Here is a 14,058-nt window from a genome sequence, read left to right as displayed (position 1 = left end):
AAGGGCCCGGACTGCGGGTGCCACGGGGCTACGGAGCGGCCTTCAGGGACACGTCCGCGTGCACCAGGTCGTGGTCCGAGTTCGGGGTGAGCTGCACGCCCTGCCCGGTCGGCGAGCCGCCGCGCAGGAAGACGTAGTCGAACTTGAGCCGCCAGTCGGTGGTCGGCTTGCAGTTGCCGCTGGACGAAGGGCGGCACCCCGGGTCGGCGTCCGCCGCCAGCTTCCACATCGCCTTCAGCTCGGCGGACCCCGGCACGGCGTTGAAGTCGCCGAGCACGACCGCGCGTTCGTGCCGGGCGACCTCCGCGGCCAGCACGCGCACCTGGCCCGCGCGGACCGACTCCTGGCGCCGCTGGGCCAGGTGCGTGTTGAAGACCCGCACGGGCTGGCCGTCCACCGCGGTGGTGACCGCCATGTACCCGCGGTCCTCGGAGCCGCCGTCCGGGTACTCCACGCTCACCCGGTCCGTCATCGGCGCCGCGGAGAGGATCGCCTGGCCGAAGGCGCCCTGGTTCCACGGGGTGCCGCCGCAGCGGCCCCGGTTGCGCAGCACCGACCCGTACGCGACGTGGTACTCCAGCCCGTGCCGGCGCTTCAGGTACTCCCGGATCCGCTCGACGTCCCGTACGCACGCCTCCTGCATGCCGATGACCTGCGGCGCGAGCGCTGCGATGTCCGCGGCCCGGCCGATGTTGCCCTCGTCGCACGGATTGCAGATGTTCCACGTCACGACCCGGTTCGGCACCACGTCCCGAACGGCTTCGGCGGGCAGCGGTTCGGCGGAGCGGGCACCGCTCGGCTCACCGGGGCCGACGAGCACCATGCAGGCCACGATCGCGGCACCCGCGAGCAACCACGTGCCCCTTCCGAACACCCTCTCCTCCTCACCACGACGACGACTGATGCCGACGACTCAGGCCGGCGACTGATGCCGACCACTGATGTCTTCGCACACGAGGTTATGGGGTCGTGGTCACGGCGGGACGTCGTACGCCGGAAGCAGCCCCGCCCCCGCGGCCCGCTGCGCCTGCTGTCGAAAGGCGCGCGGCCCGATCCCGTACGCGGCCTTGAACGCCCGGCTGAAGACCTCCGCGTTGCCGAAGCCGCGGTGCGCCGCGATGGCGTGGATGGGCCGGTGCCGCAGCGCCGGGCGCGCCAGGTCGGCGCGGCACAACTCCAGCCGGCGGCGCCGGATCGAGGCGGCGACGCCCTCGCCGCGCGGCTCGAACAGCGCGTACAGGGAACGCAGGGAGATCCCGTGGTGCTCGGCGACCGTCCGGGGCGAGAGGTCCGCGTCCCCGAGGCTGCCGTCGATGAACGCGTCGATGCGCTCCCGCAGCACCCCCGCCCGGGAACGGGCCGGCAGCGCCTCGAAGGCGCCGATGCGCTGGGCCAGGTACGCGGTGGCCAACTCGACCGCCATCCCGCCCAGCCGCTGCAACTCGGGGCCGGTGCAGGCGTCGGCCTCCTCGGCGAGGGAAGCGACGAAACGGGTCAGGACCGCGCCCATGCCCCGGCGGGCGTCCAGCGGGGTGGCGATCAGCCTGTCCAACCCGTTCTGCGGCAGTACCAGGGTCTGCCGGGGGAGGCTCAGAATGAGCACCTCCGCGCCGCGGTGCCGTAGCCCCGTGCCGGCGACCAGCGGGTGGGACGAGTCGAAGAGGACCGCCTCACCAGCCCCGAACTCGGCTTCGTTGCGCCGCTGAGTCACCCACATCGAGCCCTTCTGCATCAGCGCGAGGCAGTAGTGGCCGGGGTCGCTGCGCCGGATCAGTGCGGGCGTGCGCCACGACCGGAGCGTGGTGTGGGAGAACCAGGAGGCCGTCAGCCCGCCCATGTGCAGGGTGTCGGCCCGGGCTCGGAAGGTCGCGGCGTCCTCGATCGCGAGGCGGGTGGGGGCGACGGTGCTGGCGATGACGTCGTGCCACCTGTCGCCCCGGTCTGCGACGGGCATGCTGTCCGTGGAGATCCGCGACCACATCCGGAACCCCCCTGCGCTTCGAACCCTTTTGCCCCCCCCCGGACCGGGTGCGTGGCCCCGGGGCCCGACCCGTGTCGAGACGTGCGTCGAGCTCGTCGATCGTAACCGGGTGGGACGGGAGTGCGAGGAATCACCGCGTGGGGCCCGTCGGGCAGGACTGCACGAAGTGACGGGCAATCGTGCGTACTACGACAAGTCGACCCGGCGGAACGCCCCTAGGTTTGGACCAATCGAACACGCGTCGGTACGAAGGGGGAACGACGGATGGACGCATTCGAAACGCAGGAGCCGGAGCCGGATCGCCCGTGGGAACCGCAGTCGGTACGGGAGCCGGCACTGGAATCGGTACGGGCGGGGTGACCGCCGGACACGTCCCGGGGCCGAACCCGACCCCGGGACCGCTGCGCTTCCCCGACCCCGGGTGGGGCCGAGGAAGTCGTACGGGGAGCTAGATGTCCAAAGGGCCTAAGCCGACAGGACCGCGCGGAGCTGGTCCAGGCCCCAGTCCAGGTCCTCCTTGCTGATCACCAGCGGCGGGGCGATGCGGATCGTCGAGCCGTGGGTGTCCTTGACCAGGACGCCCCGGGCCATCAGCTTCTCGGAGATCTCGCGGCCGGTGCCGTACGCGGGCGCGACGTCGACGCCCGCCCACAGACCGCGCCCGCGCACCGCCTCCACCGCGTCGCCGCCGGCCAAGAGGCCCAGCTCGCGGTGGAGGTGCTCGCCCAGCTCCGTGGCGCGCTGCTGGTACTCGCCGGTGCGCAGCATCGCGATCACCTCCAGGGCCACCGCGCACGCCAGCGGATTGCCGCCGAACGTGGACCCGTGCTCGCCCGGTCGGTACACCCCGAGGACCTCGTGCGACGAGACCACCGCGGACACCGGCACCACGCCGCCGCCGAGCGCCTTGCCCAGCACGTACACGTCGGGGACGACGCCCTCGTGCTCGCAGGCGAACGTCTTCCCCGTACGCCCGAGGCCCGACTGGATCTCGTCCGCGACGAAGAGCACGTTCCGCTCGCGGGTGAGCCGCCGCACGCCCGGGAGGTACCCCGGCGGCGGCACCAGCACGCCCGCCTCGCCCTGGATCGGCTCCAGCAGCACGGCGACCGTGTTCTCCGTGAGCGCCGCCTCCATCGCGGTGAGGTCGCCGTACGGCACGATCTCGAACCCGGGGGTGTACGGGCCGAAGTCCGCCCGCGCCTCCGGGTCCGTGGAGAAGCTGATCACGGTGGTGGTGCGGCCGTGGAAGTTGTTCGCCGCGACGACGATCTTCGCCATGTTGTCCGGGACGCCCTTCACCCGGTAACCCCACTTGCGCGCGGTCTTCACGGCGGTCTCCACCGCCTCCGCGCCGGTGTTCATCGGCAGCACCACCTCCATGCCGCACAGCTCGGCCAGCCGGGTGCAGAAGTCCGCGAACCGGTCGTGGTGGAAGGCGCGGGAGGTGAGCGTCACCCGCTCCAGTTGCGCCCGCGCCGCGTCCAGGAGACGGCGGTTGCCGTGGCCGAAGTTGAGCGCCGAGTAGCCGGCGAGCATGTCGAGGTAGCGGCGCCCTTCGACGTCGGTCATCCACGCGCCCTCGGCGGTGGCGACGACGACCGGCAGCGGGTGGTAGTTGTGCGCGCTGTGCGCCTCGGCGGCGGCGATGGCGCTCTCCGATGCAGTCACGGGATCTCCGTTTCGCTGGTGCCTGACGTCCGGGACGGGATCGCCGCCCCTGTTTCTATCGTCGCTCGCATGGTGGACGAAGAAACCTTCGTACCCGACGCGCGTACTAGGGTGAAGACGCGCGCGGCGACTGGCGTACGGGGAGGTCACCCCGATGGAGCCGGGCGCGCAGGAGCCACGAGGTGCCGCCCGCCTGGGTACCCCGGACCACTCGTGAGCCCGGAGGACGCCATGACTCTTCCCCTGCCCCACCCCGCACTGACCGCCGTGGACCCCGAACTCGCCGCGCTCGTCGGCGAGGAGGAACTGCTCCAGGCCGGCACGCTGCGGATGATCCCCAGCGAGAACTACGTGTCCCGGGCCGTGCTGGAGGCGTCCGGCACGGTCCTGCAGAACAAGTACAGCGAGGGCTACGCGGGCCGCCGCTACTACGAGGGCCAGCAGGTCATCGACCAGGTCGAGCGGCTGGCCGTGGCCCGCGCGAAGGCCCTCTTCGGCGTCGAGCACGCCAACGTCCAGCCCTACTCCGGCTCGCCGGCGAACCTCGCCGTGTACCTCGCCTTCGCCGAGCCCGGCGACACGGTGATGGGCATGGCGCTGCCGATGGGCGGCCACCTCACCCACGGCTGGGGCGTCTCGGCCACCGGCAAGTGGTTCCGCGGCGTCCAGTACGGCGTGCGCCACGACACCGGCCTCATCGACTTCGACGAGGTGCGCGACCTCGCGCTCAAGGAGCGGCCGAAGCTCATCTTCTGCGGCGGCACGGCCCTGCCGCGGACCATCGACTTCGCCGCGTTCGCGGAGATCGCGCGGGAGGCGGGCGCGGTGCTCGTCGCGGACGTCGCGCACATCGCGGGCCTGATCGCCGGCGGCGCGCACCCCTCGCCGGTGCCGCACGCCGACGTGATCTCCACGACCACGCACAAGACCCTGCGCGGCCCGCGCGGCGCGATGCTGATGTCCCGCGAGGAGTACGCGAAGCCGATCGACAAGGCGGTCTTCCCCGGCTTGCAGGGCGGGCCGCACAACCAGACCACCGCGGGGATCGCGGTCGCCCTCCACGAGGCGGCGCAGCCCTCCTTCCGCGACTACGCCCACGCGGTCGTCGCGAACGCCCGCGCCCTGGCGGACGCACTGCTGGAACGCGGCTTCGACCTGGTGTCGGGCGGCACCGACAACCACCTGATCCTGATCGACCTGACCAGCAAGGACGTCCCCGGCAAGGTCGCGGCGAAGGCGCTGGACCGCGCGGGCATCGTGGTGAACTACAACACGGTCCCGTACGACCCGCGCAAGCCCTTCGACCCCTCCGGCGTGCGCATCGGAACTCCGTCGCTGACCTCGCGCGGCCTGGGCGTGGAGCACATGGCGCAGGTGGCGGAGTGGATCGACCGGGGCGTCGCCGCGGGGCGCTCGGGCGACGAGGCGTCGCTGTCGCGCATCCGCGACGAGGTCGCGGCCCTGATGTCCGCCCACCCGGCACCCGGCCTCCCGGGGTAGCCCCACTCCCGCCGCCCCCGACTTCTGACGCCCGACTCCTTCGGACCCCGGTGCCCCTGGGCGCTGCTCGTCGTCGCCCGCTCTTACAGGGAGCGCGGCGCGGGCGCGGCCTTGGGCGGCGCCGGGGTCCTCCCCCTCGCCGGAGTGCGGGGCCCAGGAGGCGGGCCGGTCGCCGATCCCGACGGCGGCCCGTCCCCCTCCGTCGCGGTCACGCCTTTCACGCACCGGCGGCCGGAGATCGGTTCCGCACCTGAGAGAATGAAAGACATGGCTTCCGTCCGACCCCGCGCCCTCTCCGGGATCCAGCCCACCGCAGGCTCGTTCCACCTCGGGAACTACCTCGGAGCGATCCGCCAGTACGTGGCGCTGCAAGAGACCCACGACGCCTTCTACATGGTCGTCGACCTGCACGCGATCACGATCCCGCAGGACCCCGCGGAGCTGCGGGCCAACACCCGGCTCGCCGTCGCGCAGCTGCTCGCCGCCGGGCTCGACCCGGAGCGCTGCACGCTCTTCGTGCAGAGCCACGTCCCCGAGCACGCGCAGCTCGGGTGGGTGATGAACTGCCTCACCGGCTTCGGCGAGGCGTCGCGGATGACCCAGTTCAAGGACAAGTCCGCCAAGCAGGGCGCCGACCGGACCACCGTCGGTCTGTTCACGTACCCGATCCTCCAGGTCGCGGACATCCTCCTCTACCAGGCGGACTCCGTCCCCGTCGGCGAGGACCAGCGCCAGCACATCGAGCTGACCCGGGACCTCGCCGAGCGCTTCAACAGCAGGTACGGCGACACGTTCACCGTCCCCGCGCCCCACATCGTCAAGGAGGTCGCCAAGATCTACGACCTCCAGGACCCGACGATCAAGATGAGCAAGTCCGCGTCCACGCCGAAGGGGCTCGTGAACCTCCTCGACGAGCCGAAGGCCACCGCGAAGAAGATCAAGAGCGCGGTCACGGACACGGACACGGTCATCCGCTTCGACCCCGTCGAGAAGGCCGGCATCAGCAATCTCCTGACGATCTACGCCACCCTCACCGGCAAGTCGGTCGCCGACTTGGAGCGGGAGTACGAGGGCCGGATGTACGGCGCCCTGAAGACGGACCTCGCCGAGGTCGTGGTGGACTTCGTCACGCCGTTCCGGGACCGCACGCAGGCGTACCTGGACGACCCGGAGACGCTGGACTCGATCCTCGCCAAGGGGGCCGAGAAGGCGCGCGCGGTGGCCGCGGAGACGCTGGCCGCGGCGTACGACCGGATGGGCTTCCTGCCCGCGAAGCACTGACGGCACCGACGGCACCGACGGCACCGGCCGCACTGACGGGGTTGACGGGGCTGGCGGGTGCCGCGAAGTGCCGGGCGGCCCGAACGCCAGGCTCGAACGTCCTGCCCGAACGGAGTCAGACCGCGGCGGGCGCCGCACCACCCGAGTGCCGGTGCCCGCCCCCGGTCTGAGCAGGGGCGGGGCAAACAACAGGGGCCATCCGGCCCATGAAGGGTGTGTCCTGCGTCTCTGGTCACATCCACGGCGCAGCAGCCACACTGGCGGCTGGACAGCCACACACACCGCGATGACGGGAGAACGACGTGGGGACCGTAACGCTCGGCGTTTCGATCGCGGTCCCGGAGCCGTACGGCAGCCTGCTCCAGGAGCGGCGTGCGGGCTTCGGAGACCCCGTCGCGCACTGCATTCCCACCCATGTCACCCTGCTGCCGCCCACCGCGGTGGACCGGGCGCTGCTGCCCGCCATCGAGGCGCACCTGGCGGCGGTGGCGGCGGCCGGGCGGGCGTTCCCGATGCGCCTCGCCGGCACCGGAACGTTCCGTCCGATTTCGCCGGTCGTCTTCGTCCAGGTCGTCGAGGGCGCCGCGGCCTGCTCCTGGCTCCAGAAGCGGGTGCGGGACGAGTCGGGTCCGCTGGTGCGCGAGCTCCAGTTCTCGTACCACCCGCACGTCACGGTCGCCCACGCGATCTCCGACGAGGCGATGGACGAGGCGTACGAGGAGCTGGCGGACTTCGCCGCGTCCTGGAGTTGCGGTTCGTTCTCGCTCTACGAGCAGGGCGAGGACGGGGTCTGGCGCGAGCTGCGGGAGTACGCCTTCGGGGGCGCCGTCGGCTCCGTGCCGGCCCAGGGCTCCCCCGTTGAGGAGCGGGCCGAGCCCGTCGAGCCCGCGCCCTCAACCCCGTAGCTCCACCTGCCTACAGCGGCAGCCGGCGGAACAGCGGACGCGGCACGTGTCGCAACACCGACATCACGTGCCGCAGGGGTCCCGGCACCCACACCGTCTCCGCCCTGCGCCGCAGCCCCTGCTCGACCGCGAGGGCGACGGCCTCGGGGGTGGTGGCCAGCGGCGCTTCGGGCAGTCCGGCCGTCATCTTGGTGCGGACGAACCCCGGGCGCACGACCATCACGTGCACGCCCGTGCCGTGCAGCGCGTCGCCCAGGCCCTGGGCGAAGGCGTCGAGACCCGCCTTGCTCGACCCGTAGATGAAGTTGGTGCGGCGGGCCCGCTCGCCCGCGACGGAGGAGAGCACCACCAGGGAGCCGTGCCCCTGGTGCTGGAGGGCGCCGGCGCACACCAGGCCGGCGGAGACGGCTCCGGTGTAGTTGGTCTGCGCGACGCGCACGGCCGCGGCGGGGTCGCCCTCGTCGTTCGCCTGGTCGCCGAGGACGCCGAAGGCGAGCAGCACCAGGTCGACGTCGCCCTCCGCGAACACCTTCCCCAGCGCCTCCTCGTGTCCGGCCGGGTCCAACGCGTCGAAGGCGACGACGTGTACGTCAACACCGCCACCGCCACCACCGCTGAGCCCGCGCAGTTCCTCCGCCGCGGCGTCCAGGTCGGGGGAGGGGCGGCCGGCGAGCCAGACGGTGCGGGTGCGACGGGCGATCAGCCGGCGGGCGACGGCGAGTCCGATCTCCGACGTGCCGCCGAGGACGAGCAGGGACTGCGGGATGCCGAAGGCGTCCTTCATGAACGGCGCTCCTTGAAGGGGTGGGCGGAGATTCACAGGCCGAGGCGGCGAGAGAGGTCGGAGGTGAAGACCCCGCGCGGGTCGACGCGGGCCCGCAGCGCTCGGAAGTCGGGCAGCCGCGGATACATCTGGTCCAGCAGTTCGGGCCGCAGTCGGGAGTCCTTGGCGAGGTACACCCGGCCGCCGGCGCCCGCGACCTCCTCGTCCAACTCGTCCAGCAGGGCCCCGAGGCCGGACAGCCCGGCCGGGACGTCCAGCGCCAGCGTCCAGCCCGGCATCGGGAACGACAGCCAGCCCGCGTCACCGGGGCCGAAGCGCTTGAGCACCGCGAGGAAGGTGGGACAGCCGCGGCGCGCGATCCGCCGCACGACCCGGCGCAGCGCCTCCTCCTGGCCGTGCGCGACGACGAACTGGTACTGCACGAAGCCGTCGCGGCCGTAGATCCGGTTCCAGTGCGGGACCCCGTCCAGCGGATGGAAGAACGACGTCAGCCGCTGCACCTGACCGGTGCGCGAGCGGGGCGCCTTGCGGTACCAGAACTCGTTGAACAGGCCGACGGTCGTACGGTTCAGCAGCCCGCGCGGCGCGGCGTCGGGGGCGGCCGGCAGCCGCCCGGGGCGGAACGCGAGGGGCTCCCGGGCCAGCCGCGGGGGCAGCGCGGAGAGCGGGGCGTGGTCGCCGCGGGTGAGCACCGAACGGCCGGTGGCGCGTCCGCGCGCGAGCAGGTCGATCCAGGCGACGGAGTAGCGGTAGCGGTGGTCCGTGGCGCTGAGCCGGGCCATCGCGTCGTCGAGGTCGACGGCGCGTTCGGTGTCGACGAGCATGTACGCCGTCTCCACGCGTTGCAGCCGCAGTGCCGCGGCCAGCACCACGCCGGTGAGGCCCATGCCGCCGGCCGTCGCGTCGAACAACTCGTGGCCGGGGCCCACGGTCTGGACCGTGCCGTCGGCGGTGAGCAGGTCGAGCGCGCTGACGTGCCGGGTGAAGGCCCCGCTGACGTGGTGGTTCTTGCCGTGGATGTCGGCACCGACCGCGCCCCCGACGGTGACGTGCCGGGTGCCGGGGGTCACCGGCACGAACCAGCCGAGCGGCAGCAGGACTTCCATCAGCCGGTGCAGGCTGACGCCCGCGTCGCAGACGACCGTGCCCGACGCGGCGTCGACGGAGTGGATCCGGTCGAGCCCGGTCATGTCGAGCACGCAGCCGCCGGCGTTCTGCGCGGCGTCCCCGTACGCCCGGCCGAGCCCCCGCGCGATGCCCCCGCGCGCGCCCCACGCCCGCACTGCGGCGGCGGCCTGTTCGGGGGTGCGGGGGCGCCACAGGTACCCCGTGGTGGGGGCGGTACGGCCCCATCCGGTGACGGACACGAACGGGTCGTCGACGTCGGTGGTGGGGGTGGTACGGATGTCGGCAGCCATACTCGTGACGGTATCGCCGCTTATGCCCACATTTTTGCAGTGCCTCACGGACTCGCCGGAATGGGTGATTAACGGAGTGTCATCTGAGAGTGACGTGATTGTCCGCCAATGGCCCAGCAGAGTCCCGGTGGCTCAGGAACCGGTGGGATCCGGTGGCTCAGGAACCGGCGAGAAGGGGCGGCCGATGACAGGGACGAGACGGGGCGGGCCGGACCGCGCGCTGCTGGCCGCGCTGCGCGACTGCGGGGAGCAGCCCGCGGTGGGCGCGGCGGCCCGCGCGCTCTCCCTCGCGGGGGAGCACGCGGCGCTCTGGCTCGCGACGGGCCTGGCCGGCGCGGCGACGGACCCCGCACGGCGGACGGCCTGGCTCCGCGCGACGGCGGTCGTCGCGGGCGCACACCTGGCGAGCATGGCGGTCAAACGCGTGGTCCGCCGCCCCCGCCCGTCGGCAGCGGCGCCCCTGGTCCACACCGCGGGCGCGCACTCCTTCCCCAGCTCCCACGCCACGTCGTCGGCGGCGGCGACGATCGCCTTCGCCCCCCTGCTGCCCCGCGCCCCGCTGCCCGCCCTGGCCGCCGCGATCTGCGTCTCCCGCCTCGTCGCGGGCGTCCACTACCCCACGGACGTGGCGGCGGGCGCGCTCCTGGGCGCGGTGGCGGCCCGCCTGGCGGGAGGGACCGAGGGGGCGGGGAGCTGCGCGACGAGCCGTGCACGGCCCGCAGCCGAGCCGCGAGCGGCGGGTCAGCGGCGAGCAGTCACGACCGCCGCCCCAAGCCGCGTCCCGGCCACCCCCGGGAGGCCGCAGTGACCGACCCGCAGCGGACCACCCTCCTCAACCCGCCCAAGCCGCGCGCAGCGCAGCCCGCGCCGGGCGGGGCACGGCACCTCCCCCTCGCCCTCCTCCGTACCGCCCGACCCCGGCAATGGGTCAAGAACACGCTCGTCATCGCCGCCCCCGCCGCCGCCGGCGAGCTCGATTCCGTCTCCACCGTGCTGCGCCTGGTCGTCGTCTTCGCCCTCTTCACCACCGCCGCCAGCGCCGTCTACCTGATCAACGACGCCCGCGACGCCGACGCCGACCGGGCCCACCCGGTCAAGTGCCGCCGGCCCGTGGCCGCCGGCGACGTGCCCGTGCCCCTCGCGTACGCCGCCGGCACGGCCCTCGCCGCCACCGCCGTGATCGGGGCCGCCGCGCTCTGCAACGCGATGACGGGCGCGCTGCTCACCGCGTACCTGTCCGTGCAACTCGCGTACTGCATCTGGTTGAAGCACGTCCTCGTCGTCGACATGGCCGTGGTGACCACCGGATTCCTGATGCGCGCCATGGTCGGCGGGGTCGCCCTCGGCATTCCGCTGTCGCGCTGGTTCCTGATCACCACCGGCTTCGGCGCGCTCTTCATGGTCGCGGCCAAGCGCTACTCGGAGGCGGTGCAGATGGCCGGCGCAGAGGCCGGCCGCGGCGCCACCCGCGCGCTGCTGAACGAGTACACGACCGGCTATCTGCGCTTCGTGTGGCAACTCGCCGCCGGCGTCGCCGTCCTCGGCTACTGCCTGTGGGCCCTGGAGAGCGGCGGCGTCGCGGACTCCGCGCTGCTGCCGTGGCGCCAGCTCTCGGTGATCGCGTTCATCCTCGCCGTGCTGCGGTACGCGGTCTTCGCCGACCGGGGCGCGGCCGGAGCACCCGAGGACGTCGTCCTGCGCGATCGCGCGCTCGCCGTGATCGGGTTGGTCTGGGCCGCGATGTACGCGTTGGCGGTGGCCGATCTGTGACCCGGGAGAAGGATCACTGACTCCGCAAAGGGGGGTACGCGCACCGCATGGACTGGTTGAGCAAGCTGCCCGTAGTCGGGCCCTGGGTGGCCCGCGCGATGCGCACCCACGCCTGGCACTCGTACGAGACCCTGGAGCGGGTGCACTGGACCCGGCTCGCCGCGGCGATCACGTTCATCAGCTTCCTCGCGATGTTCCCGCTGATCACGGTGGCCGTCGCGATCGGCGCCGGGCTGCTGAGCCAGGACCAGTTGACCCGGCTGGAGGACCGGATCAGCGACCAGGTGCCCGGGATCTCCGACCAGCTCGACGTCGCCGCCCTGGTCGCCAACGCCGGCACGGTCGGCCTCGTCGCCGGCGCCCTGCTGCTGCTCACCGGCATCGGCTGGATCGGTGCCATGAGGGACTGCCTGCGGGCGGTGTGGCGGATCGACGACGTGGACCGGGGCAATCCGTTCGTACGGAAGGGGGAGGACGCCGTCGTCCTCCTGGGCCTCGGCGGCGCCGCGATCGCCTCGCTCGCCGCGTCCACGCTGGGCTCCAGCGCGGTCGGGTGGGCCGCGGACCTGTTCGGCCTCGAACGGAGCGGGGCGGGCGCCGTGCTGCTGCGGGTCGCGGCGATCGCGATCGCCGTCGTCGCCAACTTCCTGATGCTGCTCTACCTGCTGACCCTGCTGCCGGGGGTGCACCCGCCGCGCCGCCGGCTGGTGGTGGCCGGGTTGATCGGCGCGGTCGGCTTCGAACTCCTGAAGCTGCTGATCGGCGGCTACATCCGGGAGGTCGCGGGGCGCAGCGTGTACGGCGCGTTCGGCGTGCCCGTGGCCCTGCTGCTGTGGATCAACTTCACGGCGAAGCTGCTGCTGTTCTGCGCGGCCTGGACGGCGACGAAGGAGCCGGGGGAGTCCGAGGAGCCAGTGGAGTCCGAGGAGCCCGGGGGCGAGCCGTCCGGCGACGAGGACGCGTCGCCGGACGGTGGGGAAGGGACGGGAGGGACGGGACAGGGGGAAACGGAGCCGGCCGCCGCGGGGCGGCCCGGCTCCACGACGTCAGGCGCGCCGGCGCGGCCAGCGCCGGTTGACGACGAACACCGCACCCGCGAGGACCACCAGGACGCCGCCGGCGATCGCGAGCGCCGTCCCGACGCCCGATGACTCGTCGGCCGCCGCGGCCTTCGCCCGCTTCGTCTGCGAGGAGTGCTTGTCGGGGCCGGCGCCGACCGGAGTCGTCGACCGCGGCGGCACCAGCTCGCCGACCGGGGTGACCTTCCCGGCCGCCGCGAAGCCCCAGTCGAACAGCCGCGCCGTCTCCCGGTAGACGGCCTGGCTCTCGGTGGAGTCCGGGTTCATCACGGTGACGAGGAGGACCTTGCCGCCTCGCTCGGCGACCCCGGTGAAGGTGTAGCCGGCCTGCGAGGTGTAACCATTCTTCACGCCCGCGGCGCCCTGGTACGGCGTCACCCCGCTCTCGCCGGTCAGCAGCCGGTTGGTGTTCGCGATCTCGAACGAGTCCCGCTTGTCACCGGAGAACTTGCCCGGGAACTCCGCGTCCACCGTGGCCGCGTACTCCCGGAAGTCCTTCTTCTGGAGCCCGTTGCGGGCGATCAGCGTGAGGTCGTACGCCGACGAGACCTGGCCGCTGGCGTCGTAGCCGTCCGGCGAGACCACCTGGGTGTCCAGGGCCTGGAGCTCCTCGGCGTGCGCCTGCATCTCCTGGACGGTCTTGTCGATCCCGCCGTTCATCGCCGACAGCACGTGCACGGCGTCGTTGCCCGAGCGCAGGAAGACGCCGAGCCACAGGTCGTGCACCGAGTAGTTCAAGCCCTCCTTGACGCCGACGGAGCTGCTGCCGGGGCCGACGCCCTCCAGGTCCTCGTACGTGACGGTGTGGATGTCCGTCTTGGGGAGCTTGGGCAGCACCGTGTCCGCGAAGAGCATCTTCAGGGTGGACGCGGGCGGCAGCCGCCAGTGGGCGTTGTGCGAGGCCAGCACGTCCCCACTCTCCGCGTCCGCCACGATCCACGACCGCCCGCTCAGCTCCGTCGGCAGCGCGGGCGCACCCGCGCGCGGCTGGACCTGGGTGCCCGGCCGGCCCAGGAGCTTGCCGCCGACGGTCGACATCGCCGCCGGGGGGAGCGGCTGCTTGCGCACCGCCGTCGAACGGTCCTGGGGAGCGCCCGCCGGCTTGCCGCCGTGGGCGGTCGCGGACGCGGGGGCCACGGCGAGCAGGGGCAGCAGCGAGGCGGCGGCGACCGTCAGCACGGTCTTCTTCAGAGCGGGCACGGACGAGAAAGTACCCGTCCCACCGGTCCATATGGTTATCGGGTAGCTGACTCGCCCGGAAAGCCGCCGATACAGCCCACCCGAGTGGCGGACCCGGGCCCGGCCCCGGCCCTGAGCGCGGTCCCGACCGCCGTCCCGCAGGTCCCGACCGCGGTCCCGACCCCGGAGGCCGGAACCCGTCGGCCGTCGGGATACTGGAAACATGAAGCTCAGCCGCCCCGTCTCCTGGTTCCTGCTCGCCTTCGGGGTGTGGAGCTGGTTCATCTGGGTCACTTTCGTCAAAAACCTCTGGGCCGACGGGAGCGGGCTCGCGTTCGACGACGCCGGCGACCCCACCGGGTACTTCTGGGTCCACCTGCTGCTCGCCGTCACGTCCTTTCTCCTGGGGACGGCGGTAGGGGTCGTAGGGTTCCGCGGACTGCGCGCCCTGCGGCGCGAAACGCATGGTCAGACGGGCGGTTGAGGACGC

The 14,058-nt window shown here is 72.8% G+C and carries 13 protein-coding genes; 7 read left to right on the top strand and 6 right to left on the bottom strand.

Annotated features, from left to right (window positions below; translation table 11 throughout):
- Positions 1 to 28 precede the first annotated feature (28 nt).
- The 3 genes from ACH4E8_RS04120 to rocD all read right to left on the bottom strand — a co-directional run bounded on the left by ACH4E8_RS04120 (position 29) and on the right by rocD (position 3,652).
- A complete protein-coding gene (locus ACH4E8_RS04120) occupies positions 29 to 874 on the bottom strand; it encodes an endonuclease/exonuclease/phosphatase family protein (protein ID WP_398444116.1) in 846 nt (281 codons plus the stop codon).
- Positions 875 to 973: 99 nt separating this feature from the next.
- Positions 974 to 1,954 carry a helix-turn-helix domain-containing protein gene (locus ACH4E8_RS04115; RefSeq protein WP_398444114.1) on the bottom strand — a complete coding sequence of 327 codons (981 nt, stop codon included), beginning with the start codon at positions 1,952 to 1,954 and terminating at the stop codon, positions 974 to 976.
- Positions 1,955 to 2,446: 492 nt separating this feature from the next.
- The gene (rocD, locus tag ACH4E8_RS04110; protein ID WP_398444112.1) at positions 2,447 to 3,652 is read right to left on the bottom strand and encodes an ornithine--oxo-acid transaminase; all 1,206 of its coding nucleotides are present in this window, start codon (positions 3,650 to 3,652) and stop codon (positions 2,447 to 2,449) included.
- A gap of 231 nt (positions 3,653 to 3,883) precedes the next feature.
- On the opposite strand from rocD, the gene glyA reads away from it, so the two are divergent.
- From glyA to ACH4E8_RS04095, 3 genes are all read left to right on the top strand, one after another.
- Positions 3,884 to 5,152, top strand: a complete 1,269-nt coding sequence (glyA, locus tag ACH4E8_RS04105; protein WP_398444109.1) for a serine hydroxymethyltransferase — start codon at positions 3,884 to 3,886, stop codon at positions 5,150 to 5,152.
- Positions 5,153 to 5,419: 267 nt separating this feature from the next.
- Positions 5,420 to 6,433, top strand: a complete 1,014-nt coding sequence (gene trpS / locus ACH4E8_RS04100; protein ID WP_398444107.1) for a tryptophan--tRNA ligase — start codon at positions 5,420 to 5,422, stop codon at positions 6,431 to 6,433.
- Between the two features lie 302 nt (positions 6,434 to 6,735).
- Positions 6,736 to 7,338 (top strand): 2'-5' RNA ligase family protein, encoded by a 603-nt coding sequence (locus ACH4E8_RS04095; RefSeq protein ID WP_398444105.1) that lies wholly within the window; start codon positions 6,736 to 6,738, stop codon positions 7,336 to 7,338.
- 10 nt (positions 7,339 to 7,348) lie between these two features.
- On the opposite strand, the gene ACH4E8_RS04090 is transcribed toward ACH4E8_RS04095, so the two are convergent.
- The gene (locus ACH4E8_RS04090) at positions 7,349 to 8,122 is read right to left on the bottom strand and encodes a decaprenylphospho-beta-D-erythro-pentofuranosid-2-ulose 2-reductase (RefSeq protein ID WP_398444103.1); all 774 of its coding nucleotides are present in this window, start codon (positions 8,120 to 8,122) and stop codon (positions 7,349 to 7,351) included.
- A 32-nt stretch (positions 8,123 to 8,154) separates the two neighbouring features.
- Positions 8,155 to 9,540 carry an FAD-binding protein gene (locus tag ACH4E8_RS04085; protein ID WP_398444101.1) on the bottom strand — a complete coding sequence of 462 codons (1,386 nt, stop codon included), beginning with the start codon at positions 9,538 to 9,540 and terminating at the stop codon, positions 8,155 to 8,157.
- A 184-nt stretch (positions 9,541 to 9,724) separates the two neighbouring features.
- On the opposite strand from ACH4E8_RS04085, the gene ACH4E8_RS04080 reads away from it, so the two are divergent.
- Genes ACH4E8_RS04080 through ACH4E8_RS04070 form a run of 3 tightly spaced genes read left to right on the top strand, consistent with a single transcriptional unit; the run spans position 9,725 to position 12,461 of the window.
- Positions 9,725 to 10,348 (top strand): phosphatase PAP2 family protein, encoded by a 624-nt coding sequence (locus ACH4E8_RS04080; protein WP_398444099.1) that lies wholly within the window; start codon positions 9,725 to 9,727, stop codon positions 10,346 to 10,348.
- Positions 10,345 to 11,310: a decaprenyl-phosphate phosphoribosyltransferase gene (locus ACH4E8_RS04075; RefSeq protein ID WP_398444097.1), complete on the top strand. Its 966-nt coding sequence runs from the start codon at positions 10,345 to 10,347 to the stop codon at positions 11,308 to 11,310. Before ACH4E8_RS04080 ends, ACH4E8_RS04075 begins: the two co-directional genes overlap by 4 nt.
- A gap of 47 nt (positions 11,311 to 11,357) precedes the next feature.
- Positions 11,358 to 12,461, top strand: coding sequence for a YihY/virulence factor BrkB family protein (locus tag ACH4E8_RS04070; protein ID WP_398444095.1), 1,104 nt, complete (start codon positions 11,358 to 11,360; stop codon positions 12,459 to 12,461).
- Here the strand turns inward: ACH4E8_RS04070 and ACH4E8_RS04065 are convergent.
- Positions 12,357 to 13,853 (bottom strand): D-alanyl-D-alanine carboxypeptidase, encoded by a 1,497-nt coding sequence (locus ACH4E8_RS04065; protein WP_398444093.1) that lies wholly within the window; start codon positions 13,851 to 13,853, stop codon positions 12,357 to 12,359. The genes ACH4E8_RS04070 and ACH4E8_RS04065 overlap by 105 nt on opposite strands.
- Between ACH4E8_RS04065 and ACH4E8_RS04060 the strand changes: the two genes are divergently transcribed.
- Positions 13,792 to 14,052, top strand: coding sequence for an SCO4848 family membrane protein (locus ACH4E8_RS04060; RefSeq protein ID WP_398444091.1), 261 nt, complete (start codon positions 13,792 to 13,794; stop codon positions 14,050 to 14,052). The genes ACH4E8_RS04065 and ACH4E8_RS04060 overlap by 62 nt on opposite strands.
- Positions 14,053 to 14,058 lie beyond the last annotated feature (6 nt).

Origin of the sequence: Streptomyces sp. NPDC017979 (assembly GCF_044328175.1) — a bacterium.
In the GTDB taxonomy this organism is placed as follows: domain Bacteria; phylum Actinomycetota; class Actinomycetes; order Streptomycetales; family Streptomycetaceae; genus Streptomyces.
Note: the sequence above shows the minus strand (reverse complement) of the source record. Positions and strands in the feature narration are given on the sequence as shown.

Excerpts from the sequence above, each read along its gene's own strand:
- glyA (WP_398444109.1), top strand. The coding sequence starts at position 3,884 with ATGACTCTTCCCCTGCCCCACCCCGCACTGACCGCCGTGGACCCCGAA.
- ACH4E8_RS04115 (WP_398444114.1), bottom strand. The coding sequence starts at position 1,954 with ATGCCCGTCGCAGACCGGGGCGACAGGTGGCACGACGTCATCGCCAGC.
- ACH4E8_RS04085 (WP_398444101.1), bottom strand. The coding sequence starts at position 9,540 with ATGGCTGCCGACATCCGTACCACCCCCACCACCGACGTCGACGACCCG.
- ACH4E8_RS04060 (WP_398444091.1), top strand. The coding sequence starts at position 13,792 with ATGAAGCTCAGCCGCCCCGTCTCCTGGTTCCTGCTCGCCTTCGGGGTG.
- ACH4E8_RS04065 (WP_398444093.1), bottom strand. The coding sequence starts at position 13,853 with ATGAACCAGCTCCACACCCCGAAGGCGAGCAGGAACCAGGAGACGGGG.
- ACH4E8_RS04080 (WP_398444099.1), top strand. The coding sequence starts at position 9,725 with ATGACAGGGACGAGACGGGGCGGGCCGGACCGCGCGCTGCTGGCCGCG.
- trpS (WP_398444107.1), top strand. The coding sequence starts at position 5,420 with ATGGCTTCCGTCCGACCCCGCGCCCTCTCCGGGATCCAGCCCACCGCA.
- ACH4E8_RS04090 (WP_398444103.1), bottom strand. The coding sequence starts at position 8,122 with ATGAAGGACGCCTTCGGCATCCCGCAGTCCCTGCTCGTCCTCGGCGGC.
- ACH4E8_RS04070 (WP_398444095.1), top strand. The coding sequence starts at position 11,358 with ATGGACTGGTTGAGCAAGCTGCCCGTAGTCGGGCCCTGGGTGGCCCGC.